Source organism: Kluyvera cryocrescens NBRC 102467 (genome assembly GCF_001571285.1).
Classification (GTDB): Bacteria; Pseudomonadota; Gammaproteobacteria; order Enterobacterales; family Enterobacteriaceae; genus Kluyvera; species Kluyvera cryocrescens.
On sequence record NZ_BCTM01000055.1, the window covers coordinates 1 to 16,939 of the forward strand.

General features: G+C 51.5%; 16 protein-coding genes and 1 tRNA gene. 11 read left to right on the forward strand and 6 right to left on the reverse strand.

Annotated features, from left to right (window positions below):
- From KCR01S_RS25420 to yjeJ, 4 genes are all read left to right on the forward strand, one after another.
- Positions 1-305 (forward strand): hypothetical protein (locus KCR01S_RS25420; protein WP_244886224.1); only part of this gene is annotated, 305 nt, incomplete at its 5' end.
- A 123-nt stretch (positions 306-428) separates the two neighbouring features.
- On the forward strand, positions 429-1,715 hold the full coding sequence (locus tag KCR01S_RS22535; RefSeq protein ID WP_061285149.1) for an HlyD family secretion protein: 1,287 nt from the start codon (positions 429-431) through the stop codon (positions 1,713-1,715).
- Positions 1,708-3,834 (forward strand): peptidase domain-containing ABC transporter, encoded by a 2,127-nt coding sequence (locus KCR01S_RS22540; RefSeq protein WP_061285150.1) that lies wholly within the window; start codon positions 1,708-1,710, stop codon positions 3,832-3,834. Before KCR01S_RS22535 ends, KCR01S_RS22540 begins: the two co-directional genes overlap by 8 nt.
- 19 nt (positions 3,835-3,853) lie before the next feature.
- Positions 3,854-4,717 (forward strand): YjeJ family protein, encoded by an 864-nt coding sequence (yjeJ, locus tag KCR01S_RS22545; RefSeq protein ID WP_061285151.1) that lies wholly within the window; start codon positions 3,854-3,856, stop codon positions 4,715-4,717.
- A gap of 44 nt (positions 4,718-4,761) precedes the next feature.
- Here the strand turns inward: yjeJ and KCR01S_RS22550 are convergent, their stop codons facing one another.
- The 3 genes from KCR01S_RS22550 to KCR01S_RS22560 all read right to left on the reverse strand — a co-directional run bounded on the left by KCR01S_RS22550 (position 4,762) and on the right by KCR01S_RS22560 (position 7,230).
- The gene (locus tag KCR01S_RS22550; RefSeq protein WP_061285152.1) at positions 4,762-5,115 is read right to left on the reverse strand and encodes a DUF4156 domain-containing protein; all 354 of its coding nucleotides are present in this window, start codon (positions 5,113-5,115) and stop codon (positions 4,762-4,764) included.
- A 133-nt stretch (positions 5,116-5,248) separates the two neighbouring features.
- Positions 5,249-6,895 (reverse strand): chaperonin GroEL, encoded by a 1,647-nt coding sequence (gene groL / locus KCR01S_RS22555; RefSeq protein WP_061285153.1) that lies wholly within the window; start codon positions 6,893-6,895, stop codon positions 5,249-5,251.
- Positions 6,896-6,936: 41 nt separating this feature from the next.
- The gene (locus KCR01S_RS22560; protein WP_003855929.1) at positions 6,937-7,230 is read right to left on the reverse strand and encodes a co-chaperone GroES; all 294 of its coding nucleotides are present in this window, start codon (positions 7,228-7,230) and stop codon (positions 6,937-6,939) included.
- A 252-nt stretch (positions 7,231-7,482) separates the two neighbouring features.
- Between KCR01S_RS22560 and yjeH the strand changes: the two genes are divergently transcribed.
- The gene (yjeH, locus tag KCR01S_RS22565) at positions 7,483-8,727 is read left to right on the forward strand and encodes an L-methionine/branched-chain amino acid transporter (protein WP_061285154.1); all 1,245 of its coding nucleotides are present in this window, start codon (positions 7,483-7,485) and stop codon (positions 8,725-8,727) included.
- Positions 8,728-8,777: 50 nt separating this feature from the next.
- Here the strand turns inward: yjeH and KCR01S_RS22570 are convergent, their stop codons facing one another.
- Positions 8,778-9,254 carry an FxsA family protein gene (locus KCR01S_RS22570; RefSeq protein ID WP_061285155.1) on the reverse strand — a complete coding sequence of 159 codons (477 nt, stop codon included), beginning with the start codon at positions 9,252-9,254 and terminating at the stop codon, positions 8,778-8,780.
- A 338-nt stretch (positions 9,255-9,592) separates the two neighbouring features.
- On the opposite strand from KCR01S_RS22570, the gene aspA reads away from it, so the two are divergent.
- The 5 genes from aspA (at position 9,593) to KCR01S_RS22595 (ending at position 15,214) form a co-directional block, all read left to right on the forward strand.
- A complete protein-coding gene (aspA, locus tag KCR01S_RS22575; RefSeq protein WP_061285156.1) occupies positions 9,593-11,029 on the forward strand; it encodes an aspartate ammonia-lyase in 1,437 nt (478 codons plus the stop codon).
- 110 nt (positions 11,030-11,139) lie between these two features.
- Positions 11,140-12,441 (forward strand): anaerobic C4-dicarboxylate transporter, encoded by a 1,302-nt coding sequence (locus tag KCR01S_RS22580; protein ID WP_061285157.1) that lies wholly within the window; start codon positions 11,140-11,142, stop codon positions 12,439-12,441.
- Between the two features lie 110 nt (positions 12,442-12,551).
- Positions 12,552-12,875 (forward strand): divalent cation tolerance protein CutA, encoded by a 324-nt coding sequence (gene cutA / locus KCR01S_RS22585; RefSeq protein WP_061285158.1) that lies wholly within the window; start codon positions 12,552-12,554, stop codon positions 12,873-12,875.
- Positions 12,851-14,593, forward strand: coding sequence for a protein-disulfide reductase DsbD (locus tag KCR01S_RS22590; RefSeq protein WP_061285159.1), 1,743 nt, complete (start codon positions 12,851-12,853; stop codon positions 14,591-14,593). The genes cutA and KCR01S_RS22590 overlap by 25 nt, the downstream gene beginning before the upstream one ends.
- Positions 14,594-14,638: 45 nt before the next feature.
- On the forward strand, positions 14,639-15,214 hold the full coding sequence (locus tag KCR01S_RS22595; protein ID WP_061285160.1) for a transcriptional regulator: 576 nt from the start codon (positions 14,639-14,641) through the stop codon (positions 15,212-15,214).
- Here KCR01S_RS22595 and KCR01S_RS22600 read toward each other — a convergent pair.
- Both KCR01S_RS22600 and KCR01S_RS22605 read right to left on the reverse strand, forming a co-directional pair.
- Entirely contained in the window at positions 15,211-15,801 is a 591-nt protein-coding gene (locus KCR01S_RS22600; RefSeq protein ID WP_061285161.1) for a LysE family translocator, read from the reverse strand. The genes KCR01S_RS22595 and KCR01S_RS22600 overlap by 4 nt on opposite strands.
- 37 nt (positions 15,802-15,838) lie before the next feature.
- Entirely contained in the window at positions 15,839-16,687 is an 849-nt protein-coding gene (locus KCR01S_RS22605) for an AraC family transcriptional regulator (RefSeq protein WP_061285162.1), read from the reverse strand.
- Between the two features lie 169 nt (positions 16,688-16,856).
- On the opposite strand from KCR01S_RS22605, the gene KCR01S_RS22610 reads away from it, so the two are divergent.
- A tRNA-Phe gene (locus KCR01S_RS22610) sits at positions 16,857-16,932 on the forward strand.
- The last annotated feature ends 7 nt before the right edge of the window (positions 16,933-16,939 follow it).

Here is a 16,939-nt window from a genome sequence, read left to right on the forward strand (position 1 = left end):
TTAGCAATGCCGTCACATCTGTAGTCACCAACGGCATTTCTGCTGCCGCGGGTATTGTAGGTGGTGCAGCCGCGGGGGCCGCGATTGGAACAATTATTGGTGGCGCTCATGGCGGCGATGGCGGTGGTATCCTCGGCGTCGGTTCCATCGGTCAGGGGGTTGGGATGCTTTATGGCCTTGCTGCAGGTGCCGTGATCGGTGGGATCGCCGGCGGGCTAGCGGGATTTGATGATGTCTATAATTACAGTACCTCATTCCTTGATGGGGCAATAGAAGGTACATTCACGCCATGGACATCTGCCTGATATTAGATTGCATCTAAAAGATAAAGGTCCGCAATGCGGGCCTTTATAATATTGAATATGTCTAATCGTTTCATATATAACCGACAGATAACAATCGACTTAATAAACACTAAGTAGCCGATAATGCTAAATAACCTTTATCGCAGGGAAGCGATTGAATACAAGAAAAATCACTGGCAGGGAAAAGCCCTACTTTTGGCTGGTCTGCCTGCGTGGCTAATTATGCTACTTTCTGCCATATTCTTAATGATGTTGATCGCAACAGTGACCTTCTGCTCTTTCACCCAACGAATTGACGTTCGTGGTGAGGTGATCACGCTACCGCATTCCATCAATATTTTTTCGCCTCAACAAGGTTCGGTAATTAATCAATTCGTCAGCATCGGCGATCTGGTAGAAAAAGATGCGCCGTTGTATGAGATCGATATATCCAGAAATACGTCAAGTGGCAACGTCAGCGCAGCCCAGGTTGGAGTCATCAATGAAAAAATTCTTAATTCACAGGGAATCATAGAAAAGCTAACTCGAAATAAAAGCGAAACTGTCAGCGCGATTGAAGTCCAACTGAAAACTGCCACTGAATCATTGAAAGAAACCAATCGGATGCTGACCAATACACAAACGGGCCTCAAAAAAATGCATGACAATCTATCTAGCTACGACGGCTATCTTAAAAAAGGGTATATCACAAAAGATCAATACAACTACCAGCACTCGCTCTACTTCCAGCAACAAAGTGCTTACCAGTCTTTAGTGAGTCAAAAAATGCAGCTTGAATCGCAACTCACTCAACTCAATAGCGACAAAATCACTAAGGCTGCTGATTTTGATAATCAAATATTAACCCAAAATAACCAAACCAATGATTATAGAAATCAACTTGTTGAATCAAATGCAAATGGTAATTTAATTATCAAAGCCATGACTGCCGGTCGCATTGAATCATTATCAGTCACCAAAGGACAAATGGTTGACAACGGTAGCAGCCTTGCGCAAATAAAACCCACTGGAGATATTGAATATTATCTTATCCTTTGGCTACCGAATAATGCCATCCCTTATGTAAAGCCCGGGGACACCATTAATATCCGCTATGATGCGTTTCCATCTGATAAATTTGGCCAATTCCCTGGTCAGGTAATGTCTATATCATCGATGCCGGCATCTCGGCAAGAGATGTCAGAATACACTAACGTTAACAATGGGGCTGTACAACAAGAACTTGCCCTCTATAAGGCATTAGTAAAGATCAAAAATAAAGAGTTCGAGTATAACGGGAAGAATCTAAAGTTATCCGATGGCCTCAAGGCTCAGGCCATTGTATTTCTCGAAAAAAGACCACTGTATATGTGGATGTTCACTCCTTTTTATAAGATGACCCAAAGCGTAAGCGGACCACTCGATGACTAATCATTTATTTTCAAAAATAATTTCTAAAATTGATTTTTCGCTGCGGAAAAAGACGCCCGTTATATTGCAATCGGAAGCAACAGAATGTGGTATTGCCTGCCTGGCGATGGTCTGCAGTTTTTATGGGCAGCATATCGACTTATTTAACTTCCGCCAACGCTACGGCAGCCCGTCACAAGGCTCAAGTCTGTTATCGTTAAGTCAGATGGCCGAACAGGCGGGCCTAAAGAGCCGCGCACTCACTTTAGATCTGAATGAAATTAAGCAATTAAAACTTCCCTGCATCATTCATTGGGAAATGAACCACTACGTAGTGCTGACTAAAGTCAGTCAATCCAGCTTTATCATCCATGACCCGTCCTTAGGTAAAAGAGTGATTGGACTACAGGAGATCTCTAACCATTTCACCGGTATTGCACTAGAGCTCTGGCCAGATCAAAACTTTCAGCAAGAAAAACGTAAGTCTCGGCTACGACTGATAGACCTGATGAACAATATCGCTGGCTTAAAGTCAGTGCTGCTCAAGATTTTTTCTTATTCAATGGCGATCGAGGCAATCGGGCTGTTACTGCCGGTGGGAACCCAATTGGTTACTGACCACGTTATCATGGCTCATGACCAAAACTTATTATCCATCATTTGCATTGGGCTCGTATTTTTTACCTTGTTCCGGACTTTTATCAGCATGTTACGAGCATGGACTTCGTTAACACTTAATACACTGACGAATATTCAATGGAAAACATCATTATTTGATCACCTGACGAATCTTCCGCTGTCATTCTTTGAAAAAAGACATCTCGGTGATATCCAATCCCGCTTTTCGTCACTTGATACTATTCGCTCAACCTTCACAAATAGCATTGTGACCGGGATTATGGACTCAATCATGACTGTCGGCCTGCTAATCATGCTAACGCTGTATGGTGGTTGGCTGGTATGGGTCGTTGTGGGTTTTACATTTTGCTATGCGCTAATGCGGTTGCTGACTTATCGTTTCTACCGTCGCGTTGCCGAGGAGCAGGTCGTTAAAGGTGCACGTTCCGGATCCCACTTCATGGAATCACTGTATGGCATTGCGACAATTAAGGCGCTTAATCTACAAAGCCGCCGCTCCCAGCACTGGCTCAATCTCAATATTGACGCCTGTAATGCAGGCATTAAGCAGACACGTTTCGATATGATGTTTGGCGGTATAAACACCTTCATCACGTCAATCGATCAAGTTGTCATACTGTGGCTGGGTGCGATTATGGTCATCAATAATAATATGACGCTCGGTATGTTTATGGCGTTTAACGCCTATCGAGGCCAGTTTTCCCAGCGAGCATCCAGCCTCATCGATCTGTGTATGCAGCTGCGCATGCTGTCATTACACAATGAGCGCCTCTCAGAAATTGTATTCAGCGAACCGGAAAAATCGCTGCCCCCTCGTCGAGTATTTTCTGAAGGTACAGGCGCCCGGCTTGAGATAAAGAATCTCAGTTACCAATACGATCCCTTTTCGCAACCCATTATTGCAAACCTGAACCTCAACATTTCTCCCGGCGAGTCAGTTGCTTTAATTGGGCCGTCAGGAGTGGGGAAAACAACACTGCTAAAAATCATGTGTGGCCTACTATCTCCAACACAAGGTGATGTATTTGCTGATAATCTCGACATCCAAAAAATTGGCTTAAACAATTATCGTCAGGGAATATCCTGCGTACTGCAGGAAGATCGTTTGTTCTCTGGATCACTGGTTGAAAACATCAGCGGTTTTGAGAATAACGTAAAAATGGATTTGGTTATCGAATGCGCCAGATATTGTAATATTCATGACGAGATCATGAACATGCCTATGGGGTATGAAACCATCGTGGGTGAGCTTGGCCTTGGTATTTCTGGGGGACAGAAGCAACGCATTTTAATTGCTCGCGCACTTTATCGTAAGCCCAGCATTCTGTTTATGGATGAAGCCACCAGCCATTTAGATCTGAATAACGAATCAATCATCAATCGCTCAATTTCCAGCCTAAGCATTACCCGAGTTATCGTTGCCCATCGCCCCTCTACAATTGCTTCGGCCGATCGCATCATCGACTTGTCACAATACAGCTCGGTACAGGCTGTACATTAAATCTGGAAAGGAAAATCCTATGCAAAACTCGATCACTGGTATTAATACGGCAGTTATCAAATATGAAAATCACTTCTTAGCGTTGCTGCTAAAAACTAAGCAATCAGATGGACTGTACCAACACTATTATCTACAGGTCCCTGAATTAGCCTCACTGCTAACCATTTTGCGTAACCGAATGATCGTTGTCTCCGAACGCCTCATGTTTGAAGGAGAAGCATATGGAAAAAAACTCCGAGCCTTCTCCGATGCATTAATGAACCATACCCCCCAAATAGAGGAGGAAGAGCTTCAGCATCCTAATCCCGAAAGGCGGGTAATGTCACTTATGCTCAAGCCAGGAGGATCCGTTTCCACCCTTATCGCGACGTTGCAGAATGACCTTATCACTCTCTTGTACATCGACGATATGCTGACAGGACCACTGATTGCCGCTATCCAGCAAGCATTAATTCATGCTGGCGAAACGGAGCTTATTCAATACTTCGCTTCGACGGTGAATCACTTGATGCTTTATACCGCCAGGTTGAGCAATACCGAGGCCATGAATTACCAGCAGTACCCGCAGGATGATTGGAAACAGTTACTGTTTACCCATCATCTGGCAATCTTATTTTGTTTTAACACCGCGGAAGGAAAAAAAGTGCTTTCCGGTGCCGTAATTAAAACCAGCGCCGATCACTCTTCAGAGGAAGAAAACAACATTCTGATGCATACCCTGGAAAAGTACTCGACGCTACAGGCAGTGCGCGATGATAAACGGGCGTGTCAGATTTTTAGCCGAGTTATCTCAGCCCAACCTGAAAAGATACTTACGCGGGATGAGTGTTTGAGGCCACTACACGCCTTTTATCTTGATACCTTAGACTCGTTGAATACCTGAGCCGTTAAGCCTCTCTCCGTTTTAACAGAGGGAGGCTTGGCATATCAATTCGGACACTTATAAACCTGGCCGTTCATTTCGCTGTCGGTAGGAACAAAGCTGGACAGCACACCTTGCGTCGGGCTGCTTACGCCATAAATCACGTTACCACCCAGCTCTGCCGCGTGGTTACGTAGCGCGTTTGCAGCACCGCGCATAGAACCGCCTTCCGCACCCTGCTGGCCGGAGAGCCAGTTACCCTGTGTTCCGGTAGCGGTGCCCATCAGCTGGCACTCAGCGCCTGGCTTCTCTTCCACAAAGCGCACATTCTGGCCACCTGCGGTCAGCTCCGTCGTGGAGCTACAGCCAGCTAACAGCAACGTAGCACCCACAATCCCTGCTAATAATTTTACCTGCATGTTATTCCCCATAATCAATGAGCTGGACGCAAGCCGTCCGTGTGTAAACCTTATACTAAAAAGATGACCAAAAGAAAAACCCCCGAACATTTCTGCCCGGGGGTTTCTTGATGCTATGGGGTATAGCGCACGATTACATCATGCCGCCCATACCGCCCATGCCACCCATGCCGCCAGCAGCGCCTAAATCAGGAGCGTCGCTTTTTGGCAGGTCGGTGACCATGCACTCGGTGGTGATCATCAGACCAGCAACGGAAGCTGCGTACTGCAGAGCAGAACGGGTCACTTTAGTTGGATCCAGGATACCCATATCGATCATGTTACCGTATTCTTCGGTTGCTGCGTTGTAACCGTAGTTGCCGTCGCCCGCTTTCACGGTGTTAGCCACGACAGAAGGTTCTTCGCCGCAGTTCAGAACGATCTGACGCAGTGGAGCTTCCATTGCGCGCAGCGCAACTTTGATCCCCACGTTCTGGTCTTCGTTCTGGCCGCGCAGATCACCCAGTTTGGATGCAACGCGAATCAGCGCAACACCACCACCGGCAACCACGCCTTCTTCAACCGCAGCACGGGTCGCGTGCAGGGCATCGTCAACGCGTGCTTTTTTCTCTTTCATTTCAACTTCGGTAGCAGCACCGACTTTGATAACTGCAACGCCGCCAGCCAGTTTAGCTACACGTTCCTGCAGTTTTTCACGGTCGTAGTCAGATGTTGCTTCTTCGATCTGCTTACGGATCTGAGCAACACGGCCCTGAATCGCCGCTTCTTCACCCACGCCATCAATGATGGTGGTGGTGTCTTTGTTGATCACAACGCGTTTAGCCTGGCCCATGTCTTCCAGGGTCGCTTTTTCCAGCTCCATACCGATCTCTTCAGAGATAACGGTACCGCCGGTCAGAGTAGCGATATCCTGCAGCATAGCTTTACGGCGGTCGCCGAAGCCAGGTGCTTTAACCGCTGCCACTTTCACGATGCCACGCATGGTGTTAACAACCAGAGTCGCCAGCGCTTCGCCTTCAACATCTTCAGCGATGATCAGCAGTGGTTTGCCTGCTTTCGCAACGGCTTCCAGAACTGGCAGCATTTCGCGGATGTTGGAGATTTTTTTGTCAGCCAGCAGGATGAATGGGCTTTCCAGCTCAACTGCACCTGTTTCTGGTTTGTTGATGAAGTATGGGGACAGGTAGCCACGGTCAAACTGCATACCTTCAACCACGTCCAGTTCATCTTCCAGACCGGTACCGTCTTCAACGGTAATTACGCCTTCTTTACCGACTTTATCCATCGCTTCAGCGATCAGTTTACCTACGGTTTCGTCGGAGTTAGCGGAGATGGTACCAACCTGAGCAATTGCTTTAGAGTCAGAGCAAGGTACGGACAGTGCTTTCAGTTCTTCAACGGCGGAAGCGACAGCTTTGTCGATACCACGTTTCAGATCCATTGGGTTCATGCCCGCAGCAACGGCTTTCAGACCTTCAGTGATGATTGCCTGCGCCAGTACGGTCGCGGTGGTGGTACCGTCGCCTGCAGCGTCATTCGCTTTAGAAGCAACTTCTTTCACCATCTGCGCGCCCATGTTTTCGAACTTGTCTTCCAGTTCGATTTCACGTGCTACGGAAACACCATCTTTGGTGATGGTTGGTGCGCCGAAAGATTTATCCAGAACCACGTTACGGCCTTTAGGGCCCAGGGTTACTTTAACTGCGTCTGCCAGTACGTTAACGCCGCGCAGCATTTTCACACGAGCGTCGTTACCGAATTTTACGTCTTTAGCTGCCATGTTCTTAATTCCTCAAATTCGTACAGTTTCGTGCGTAAAAATTACGCTTCAACAATTGCCAGGATGTCGCTTTCAGACATGATCAACACTTCTTCATTGTCGATCTTCTCAGATTTCACGCCGTAGCCGTCGTTGAAAATCACGATGTCACCAACTTTAACGTCCAGCGGCTGCACAGTTCCGTTTTCCAGAATGCGGCCTTTACCGACAGCGATGATTTCGCCACGAGTTGATTTCGCTGCCGCAGAACCGGTCAGGACGATGCCGCCAGCAGATTTGGTTTCAACTTCTTTACGTTTGACGATCACACGATCATGTAGCGGACGAATACTCATTGATAGCTCTCCTTTGAGAAAGTCATTATCAGTTATGGATGACGCCGGGCCGTACACGGTTTTCCGGCTAGTGCCAGAGAGATGGGGGTGTTCTCCTGCCCTTCAAGGGGGAAACCTAAAAAAAATTTATAACCGCCCCTCAATCACGATAAATCACTGAAATCCGTGCTGACTACAGCACAATGGCGCGGGGCGATACCACGCTCTGCTGTGGTAAAATCACGCTCTTTTTCAAGGGCGTGGGCGAAGGGTATGGCGGAACTCAAACAGGAGCTGGGATTAGCTCAAGGAATCGGATTACTGTCGACATCGCTGCTGGGGACCGGGGTATTTGCCGTACCGGCACTGGGCGCGATAGTCGCGGGTAACAATAGCCTGTGGGCGTGGCCGGCGTTGATTGTATTGGTATTTCCGGTGGCGATTGTTTTCGCCTTACTTGGCCGCCACTTCCCCAGCGCAGGCGGCGTCGCACACTTTGTCGAGATGGCCTTTGGCCCCCGCCTGGCGCGCGTGACCGGCTGGCTATTTCTCTCAGTCATTCCCGTTGGTCTCCCTGCCGCCTTACATATCGCCTCAGGTTTTACTCAAGCGCTATTTGGCTGGCACGGCTGGCAGCTGCTGATGGCCGAAGTCGCCACGCTGGGTATCATCTGGTGGCTGGGCTCACGCGGCGCAAGCTCCAGCGCGAATATTCAGACACTGGTTGCCATATTGATTATCGCGCTGCTGGCAGCCATTTGGGTCTACGGCGATATCACGGTAAGTGAGATCCCTTTCCCGGCGCCTGCGGAAATTAACCCTTCGCAGCTGTTTGCCGCTCTCTCGGTGATGTTCTGGTGCTTTGTTGGCCTTGAGGCCTTCGCACATATGGCTTCTGAGTTTCGTCACCCGGAGCGTGACTTCCCGCGGGCGTTGATTATCGGCCTACTGCTAGCCGGTGTTGTCTATTGGGCCTGTACCGTCCTGGTACTTCGTTTTCATGCCTACGGCGCAGCCAATACCGCGGCGGCATCGCTACCCACCATCGTGGTACAACTGTTCGGCGTTAAAGCACTCTGGGTAGCAAGCGTGATCGGCTTTCTCGCCTGCTTTGCCAGCACCAATATCTATATTCAAAGCTTTGCCCGGCTGGTGTGGTCCCAGGCGCAATATAAACCCACCAGCTATTTGGCCCGACTGTCACCTAACCACGTGCCGCGCAACGCATTAAACGTCGTGATCGGCAGCTGTATGCTCAGCACGCTGGCAAGCTATGGGCTTAATATCAATCTCGATGCGCTAATCATCTACGCCAACGGCATCTTTATTATGATTTACCTGCTGTGCATGCTGGCGGGCTGTAAGTTGCTCACTGGCCGTTTCCGGATGCTGTCGATGATTGGCGTAGCGCTATGCGTCATGCTGCTGGCAATGGTCGGCTGGAAGAGTCTGTACGCCATCGTGATGCTGTTTATGCTGTGGTGGCTGCTGCCTAAGCGGCGCATAGTCACCGCGTAAAAACAAAAAAGCCGGAGAGATATCCGGCTTTTTTCATCACGATAAAACCATTACGGGCGATTATCGTCTTTATGGTCAATCTGATCAGGACGTTCGTCTTTACGCTGATACTCACCGTCAAAGGTCTGCCCGCTCGTGGTACCGCCAGCAAAACCGCCTCCCGGCATACGATTGAAATGCAAATAAGGCATCAGCTTCACGGTCAGATGCTTCTGCACCGGCGGTAGCAACAGCACCAGACCCAGGAAATCGGTAAAGAACCCCGGTAAGAGCAACAGCAAACCGGCAAGGATCAGCGATACGCTTTTGATCATCTCTGCCGCTGGGCTTTCACCCGCCTGCATTTTTTCCTGCATCAGCATCAGGTTCTTGAAGCCCTGGTTACGCACCAGCGACATGCCGATAACCGAAGTGAAAATAACCAACAGCAACGTCATCAGGACGCCAAACACATGGGCGACCTGGATAAAAATAGATATCTCAATGTAAACATAGAGAAAAATTGCGATTAACGGTATCCAGCGCACTGGCATCTCCTGTGAGGTAAACAACGCGTACGACGCGCCGGCAGCGATTCATGATTCTCTGCACTAGATTTAAATGGTGATGGATCGCCGTATTTCAATCAGCGCAGATGGATAATTTTGTCAACATTCGTCAAGCGGTGATTCATTTCACAAATCAATAATTCTTATCAGCTTCACCAGATAATAAGTGATCCAGATAACTGCAATCCGCTATCATCAGCATATGATCATGGACACCGGGCCGATTAAGGAAATAATCTGCGGTAAGAAAAACGCATGACTTCAAAAATCCTGCGTATTTGGTGAAATCATTGGCAGCTCGCAAAAAGAAGGTTCACATGCTAAACAACATTCGTATCGAAGAAGATCTGTTGGGTACCAGGGAAGTTCCTGCTGACGCTTACTACGGCGTTCATACTCTGAGAGCGATTGAAAACTTTTACATCAGTAACAGTAAAATCAGCGATATCCCAGAGTTCGTTCGCGGGATGGTGATGGTGAAGAAAGCGGCGGCCATGGCGAACAAAGAGCTGCAAACCATTCCAAAAGGCGTCGCCAACGCCATTATTGCTGCATGTGATGAAGTCCTGAATAACGGTAAGTGCATGGATCAGTTCCCGGTAGACGTTTACCAGGGCGGCGCGGGTACCTCCGTTAACATGAACACTAACGAAGTACTGGCGAACATTGGTCTGGAACTGATGGGCCATCAGAAAGGCGAATACCAGTTCCTCAACCCTAACGACCACGTTAACAAATGCCAGTCCACCAACGACGCTTACCCAACCGGTTTCCGCATCGCGGTGTACACCTCTATTCTGAAGCTGATTGATGCGATCAATCAGTTAGGCGAAGGCTTCCAGCGCAAAGCGGTTGAATTCCAGGACATTCTGAAAATGGGCCGCACCCAGCTACAGGACGCCGTACCGATGACCCTCGGTCAGGAATTCCACGCCTTCAGCGTCTTGCTCAATGAAGAAACCAAAAACCTGCTGCGCACCGCAGAACTGCTGCTGGAGGTGAACCTCGGCGCGACGGCTATCGGTACGCGCCTAAATACGCCAGATGGCTATCAGCAACTGGCGGTGCAGAAGCTGGCTGAAGTCAGCAATCTGGCCGTGGTACCTGCGGAAGATCTGATTGAAGCAACGTCCGACTGCGGTGCCTATGTCATGGTGCACAGCTCGCTGAAACGCCTGGCAGTAAAAATGTCGAAGATCTGTAACGACCTTCGCCTGCTCTCCTCCGGCCCACGCGCGGGTCTGAACGAAATCAACCTGCCGGAACTGCAGGCGGGCTCTTCTATCATGCCGGCCAAAGTGAACCCGGTAGTGCCAGAAGTGGTCAACCAGGTGTGCTTCAAAGTTATCGGCAACGATACCACTGTCACCATGGCTTCCGAAGCGGGCCAGCTGCAGCTGAACGTGATGGAACCGGTTATCGGCCAGGCGCTGTTTGAGTCGGTCCACATCCTGACTAACGCGTGCTACAACCTGCTGGAAAAATGCGTCGACGGCATCACCGCCAACAAAGAAGTGTGTGAAAGCTACGTCTACAACTCCATTGGCATCGTCACCTACCTGAACCCATTCATCGGCCACCACAACGGCGACATCGTCGGGAAAATTTGTGCCGAAACCGGTAAGAGCGTACGCGAAGTGGTGCTGGAGCGCGGGCTGTTGACCGAGGCGGAGCTGGATGACATCTTCTCCCCGCAAAACCTGATGCACCCGGCTTATAAAGCGAAGCGATATACCGATGAAAGCGAGCAGTAGTCTTTCAGACTAAATAACCGAGGCATGTCATGATGACATGCCTTTTTTGTTTCTATAATTCACGAAAACACAACAATTACATATCAATCTGGTAAACAAGGAAGGCTAATATGTTTGGAGCAGAGTTGGTTATTGTGCTTCTTGCCATCTATCTGGGGGCAAGACTCGGAGGTATCGGCATCGGCTTTGCCGGTGGCTTAGGCGTACTGGTATTGACGCTGATCTTCCAGATACAACCCGGCGCGATCCCCTTTGATGTTATCGAAATCATCATGGCGGTTATCGCCGCGATTGCCGCGATGCAGGTCGCCGGCGGGATGGATTATCTGGTCAGTCTGGCAGAGCGCATGCTTCGCCGCCACCCAAAATACATCACCTTCCTCGCACCTCTGGTCACCTGGTTTATGACCATTCTAGCCGGTACCGGTCATACCGCGTTCTCCACGCTACCGGTCATTACCGAAGTGGCTAAAGAGCAAGGGATCCGCCCTTCCCGCCCGCTATCTATCGCCGTTGTCGCCTCACAGATTGCCATTACTGCCTCGCCGATTTCGGCAGCGGTCGTGTTCTTTGCCGGCATTCTTGAGCCCATGGGCGTTAGCTACCTGACGCTGCTCTCCATCTGTATTCCGGTCACTTTGATTGCCGTACTGCTGACCTCCGTGGTGTGCAACTTCCTTGGCTGCGAACTGAAAGACGATCCGGTGTACCAGGAGCGTCTGGCGAAAGGTGAAGTTCGTCTGCGCGGCAGCCAGGTCTTCGAACTGAAGCCACATGCCAAACGTTCAGTGCTGCTGTTCCTTGTCGGTATCGTCGCCGTCATGTTCTATGCCACTGCAATTAGCGATACCGTCGGTCTGATTCAGAACCCCGTTCTGCCGCGTAACGAAGCCATCGTGGTATTCATGCTGACTATCGCCACGCTGATTTGCATCACCTGTAAAATCGACACCGGCGAAATCCTCAACGCCAGCACCTTTAAATCCGGTATGAGTGCCTGCGTGTGCGTACTGGGCGTGGCGTGGCTGGGCGATACCTTTGTGAAAGCCCATATCGCCGACATCCAGGCCATTGCAGGTGACCTGCTGAATAACTACCCGTGGCTGTTGGCCGTGGTGCTGTTCTTTGCCGCGACCCTGCTTTACTCCCAGGCGGCGACCACCAAAGCGCTGATGCCTGCGGCGCTGATGCTGGGCGTTAGCCCGCTCACCGCAATCGCCTCTTTCGCCGCGGTTTCGGCACTGTTCGTTCTACCAACCTATCCAACGCTGTTAGCGGCGGTAGAAATGGACGACACCGGATCAACGCGAATCGGCAAATACGTGTTTAACCACGCGTTTCTGATCCCTGGCGTCATCGCCATTACCCTGTGCGTGATCCTCGGCTTTATTTTTGGCGGCCTGATCCTCTAACCACCTGACGCTGTAAAAATCGTTAAAGTCGGGCCGCTCAGCGGCCCGATGCATTCAACCCCACTAACTCACCGTGCTATAGTGCCTCTTTTCATCGCTACGAGGTGACAATGAGTACTCCCGACGCTGTTGTGGTTCTCTGTACTGCTCCTGATGAAGCGACCGCCCAGGACCTGGCGGCGAAAGTATTGGCCGAAAAACTCGCGGCCTGCGCCACGCTGTTGCCCGGCGCGACATCGCTCTACTACTGGGAAGGGAAACTGGAGCAGGAGTATGAAGTACAAATGCTGCTGAAGACCGACACCTCCCATCAGCAGGCGCTGCTTGACTGCCTGAAAGCTCATCACCCGTATCAAACCCCCGAACTGTTAGTTTTACCCGTTACTCACGCAGATACCGATTACCTCTCATGGCTCAACGCTTCCTTACGCTGATCCTGCTGCTGTGCAGCACATCGGCCTTCGCCGGGCTGTTTGACGCGCCCGGCCGCTCTCATTTTGTCCCTGCTGACCAGGCTTTTAGCTTTGATTTTCAGCAGAATCAGCACGATGTCAGCCTGAGCTGGCAGGTAAAAGAGGGCTACTACCTGTATCGTAAGCAGATTCAGGTGAATCCAACCCATGCCCATATCGCCCCGCTGCAGTTGCCGAAGGGCGAATGGCACAACGATGAGTTTTACGGCAAAAGCGAAATCTATCGCCAGCGTCTAACCGTTCCGGTTACGTTAACCGAGGCCTCACAAGGTGCAACGCTAACCGTGACCTATCAAGGCTGCGCCGATGCGGGTTTCTGCTATCCACCGGAAACCAAAACCGTGCCGTTAAATGCCGTTGTCGAACAGGCGCAAACGCCGTTCTCCGGGGAAAATACCGAGCCCAAGCCAGCACACGTGCTTTCACCCTCCGAAGAGAGCGCCGGGATGAAGGGTAATTCCGACACCACTCTCCCGTTTAGCGCCCTCTGGGCACTGCTGATCGGCATCGGTATCGCGTTCACCCCCTGCGTCCTACCGATGTACCCGCTGATCTCCGGTATCGTTCTCGGTGGCAAACAGCGCCTCTCGACTGCCCGTGCGCTGCTGCTGGCCTTTATCTATGTGCAAGGCATGGCCCTGACCTACACCGCACTGGGATTGGTGGTTGCCGCCGCCGGAATGCAGTTTCAGGCTGCGCTCCAGCATCCTTACGTACTCGTTGGCCTGTCGGTGCTTTTTATCCTGCTGGCACTATCGATGTTTGGCGCTTTCTCACTCCAGCTACCGTCATCACTACAAACTCGCCTCACCTTAATGAGCAACCGCCAACAGGGTGGCTCCGCAGGGGGCGTATTCGCTATGGGGTCGATTGCCGGGCTTATCTGCTCACCGTGTACCACGGCACCGCTGAGCGCTATCCTGCTGTATATCGCCCAAAGCGGTAATCTGTGGCTCGGTGGTGGAACGCTGTATCTCTATGCGCTGGGGATGGGACTACCGCTGATCATTATCACCGTTTTCGGTAATCGTCTGCTGCCCAAAAGTGGGCCGTGGATGGCGCAGGTTAAAACAGCGTTTGGCTTTGTGATCCTCGCTCTGCCGGTCTTCCTGTTGGAGCGCATTATTGGTGATATCTGGGGATTGCGTCTCTGGTCAATGCTCGGCGTGGCGTTCTTCGGCTGGGCGTTTATCACCAGCCTGGGATTAAAAAAACCGTGGCAGCGCATTGGGCAGATTGTGCTGCTGACCGCAGCATTGATTAGCGTTCGCCCGCTTCAGGATTGGGCATTTGGCGTCCCGGTTACGCAAAATCAGGCACATCTAAATTTCACCCGTATCAGCAACGTTGAGACGCTGGAAACGGCGCTCGCCGGGGCTCGCGGCAAACCGGTTATGCTCGATCTGTATGCCGATTGGTGCGTAGCCTGCAAAGAGTTTGAGAAATACACCTTCAGTGACCCGCAGGTCCAAAAGGCGCTACAAAACACCGTACTGTTACAGGCCGATGTCACTGCCAACCGCGCGCAGGACGTAGAGCTGCTAAAACATTTACAGGTTCTGGGTCTGCCGACCATCCTCTTCTTTGATGAAGATGGCCGCGAGCAGCCCGCACTGCGGGTGACCGGCTTTATGGATGCCGCCACGTTTCGCGCGCATTTGCGCGAAAGCCAACCGTAGACAACACTTTTAGACGGAAAGCCGTCAGGAACGGAGGAGAATACCGTGCAACGCGAAGACGTACTGGGGGAAGCCCTACAGCTCCTTGAGCAAGAAGGGATTGCCAGCACCACGCTGGAAATGATTGCCGCGCGCGTAGACCGCCCACTGGATGAGCTGCGCCGTTTCTGGCCAGACAGCGAGGCGCTACTGTATGACGCACTGCGCTATCTGAGCCAACAGGTAGATACATGGCGTCGTCAGTTGATGCTGAACGAGGAGCTGACGCCGGAGCAAAAGCTGCTGGCTCGCTACACCGCGCTGACTGAATGCGTAAATAAAAACCGCTATCCGGGCTGTCTATTTATTGCCGCCTGCACTTTCTACCCGGAGGCAGATCACCCTATCCACCAACTGGCGAATCAGCAAAAGCAGGCTGCCTACGAGTACAGCCACGAGCTGTTAACCCAACTGGAAGTAGATGACCCCGCCATGGTCGCCAAACAGATGCAGTTGGTGCTTGAAGGCTGTCTGAGCCGCATGCTGGTAAGTCGTAGCCAGGTCGATGTCGATACCGCTCATCGCCTTGCGGAAGACATTCTGCGCTTTGCGAAATGCCGCCAGGGCGGCGCGTTAACCTAAGCCAGCATCCCCGCCCACGCGGAAAACAGCAGGCACAGCGCCATCAGCCGCTGAAACCGCACCATCGCCACGGTGGTGCGGAAGACGCGGTTAACCGCCTTTCCCAGGAACGCCCAGCACATCAAACACGCGACCGAGATCAGTAAAAACCACAGTGCCATCAGCGCTACTTCGCGCAGCGCATGCGATCCGCTCGGCGCAAATAAGCTCACCACCGCCAGCGCCATCATCCACGTTTTCGGGTTTATCACCTGCAGCAGCGCCGCAGCCCTGACGGTAAACCGATGATGCGTTCTCCCGGCAATGTTCGCCGCCGGCGCGCAGAACAGCTGCCAGCTCATCCAGCTCAGCCACAGTACGCCCGCCCAGCTCATCACCTGGCGCACCAGCGGATATTGCCGCAGCAACTCTCCCGCGCCGGCTCCTGAAATCAACACAATGGCACTGGCCGCGACGCAGCCGCTGACCAGCGGGGCTATCGTCGCTTTCACGCCATAGTGCTGGCTATTGGTCAGCACCAGTATATTGGTGGGGCCAGGGGTTATCGAGGCAACAAAGGCAAACAGCAGGAACGGCATGATATTCACAGGTGGACTCCTTATTCTTTGAGTCCTGACTGTGCCGCTATTTTCTGGAAACGTCTGGAAGGTTTGTGCACAACCGGCGATAGTGGGCAGGCGAGATACGATACGCCCGCTGGAACCAGCGCCCAAGATGACTCTGGTCTGCAAAACCAAGCGTCGCCGCCACATCCACCGGCTGTTCACCCAGCGACAGCAATTGTCGCGCCTTCGCCAGCCGCAGTTGAATAAGCCAGGCATGCGGCGCCAGATGAAACTCGCGTTTAAAGCTGCGGGTGAGCGTAAAGCGGTCGGTTCCGGTTTCCCGCGCCAGGTCAGACAGTCCAATATTATCGCCGATATGCGCATGCAGATAATCCCGCGCCCGATGGGCAATCGCCGCGCATTGGATTTGTGTTGGTAGTCGCTTACGCCACTGGCAGTGCGAAGTCAGCTGTGCCAGCAGATTATCCATACTGCTCTGCTGAACAATACGCATCTCATCGGTATGCAGGGTGCTAAAGGTCTCATTAATCGCGCGAACCAACTGCGGCTCGCGGGTCAGCGTCTGATGGAAATGCAGCGAATAGCTGTCCGGCGTAGCGTCATACAGGCCGTGCAACGTGTGAGTAAGCCAGCGCTCGTCCAGATAAAATGTCAGGTAGGTAAAACCGCCGGCAATCGGCGCATCGCCGTCGTGAATTTCGCCTGGCTCCAGCAAAAAGGCATCACCCGGCTGGCTACGGTGACGTTCGCGTCGGCAATGAAACTGCTGCATCCCGTTAAGCGTAATGCCAACCAGATAGCTATCATGCCAGTGCGGGTCGAAGGCATGGCCTTCAAAGTGCGCTTTTATCGTTTCAATACCCGTATCGGCATGCTGTCGCAGCTCAAGCCAATCTTTTGTCGCCATTCTGCCCTCCTCTCGCTGCCAGCATTGCCCGATTGCCGTACCGCTGTCTGGAAGATTTGTGCAAACATACGGCGCAAACGCGTAGATTGCCGCAATAGTAAGCAGTTGAACAGCTTTTCCATGAATTTGGTTGACGTGAGGGAGCGACTACGGTTTAATGCGCTCCGTTGCCCGGATAGCTCAGTCGGTAGAGCAGGGGATTGAAAATCCCCGTGTCCTTGGTTCGATTCCGAGTCCGGGCACCACTATTTA

Coding starts and splice junctions, on each gene's coding strand:
- yjeH (WP_061285154.1), top strand. CDS start 7,483: ATGGCGGAACTCAAACAGGAGCTGGGATTAGCTCAAGGAATCGGATTA.
- KCR01S_RS22535 (WP_061285149.1), top strand. CDS start 429: ATGCTAAATAACCTTTATCGCAGGGAAGCGATTGAATACAAGAAAAAT.
- KCR01S_RS22540 (WP_061285150.1), top strand. CDS start 1,708: ATGACTAATCATTTATTTTCAAAAATAATTTCTAAAATTGATTTTTCG.
- cutA (WP_061285158.1), top strand. CDS start 12,552: ATGAGTACTCCCGACGCTGTTGTGGTTCTCTGTACTGCTCCTGATGAA.
- KCR01S_RS22550 (WP_061285152.1), bottom strand. CDS start 5,115: ATGCAGGTAAAATTATTAGCAGGGATTGTGGGTGCTACGTTGCTGTTA.
- KCR01S_RS22560 (WP_003855929.1), bottom strand. CDS start 7,230: ATGAGTATTCGTCCGCTACATGATCGTGTGATCGTCAAACGTAAAGAA.
- groL (WP_061285153.1), bottom strand. CDS start 6,895: ATGGCAGCTAAAGACGTAAAATTCGGTAACGACGCTCGTGTGAAAATG.
- KCR01S_RS22590 (WP_061285159.1), top strand. CDS start 12,851: ATGGCTCAACGCTTCCTTACGCTGATCCTGCTGCTGTGCAGCACATCG.
- yjeJ (WP_061285151.1), top strand. CDS start 3,854: ATGCAAAACTCGATCACTGGTATTAATACGGCAGTTATCAAATATGAA.
- aspA (WP_061285156.1), top strand. CDS start 9,593: ATGCTAAACAACATTCGTATCGAAGAAGATCTGTTGGGTACCAGGGAA.
- KCR01S_RS22605 (WP_061285162.1), bottom strand. CDS start 16,687: ATGGCGACAAAAGATTGGCTTGAGCTGCGACAGCATGCCGATACGGGT.
- KCR01S_RS22580 (WP_061285157.1), top strand. CDS start 11,140: ATGTTTGGAGCAGAGTTGGTTATTGTGCTTCTTGCCATCTATCTGGGG.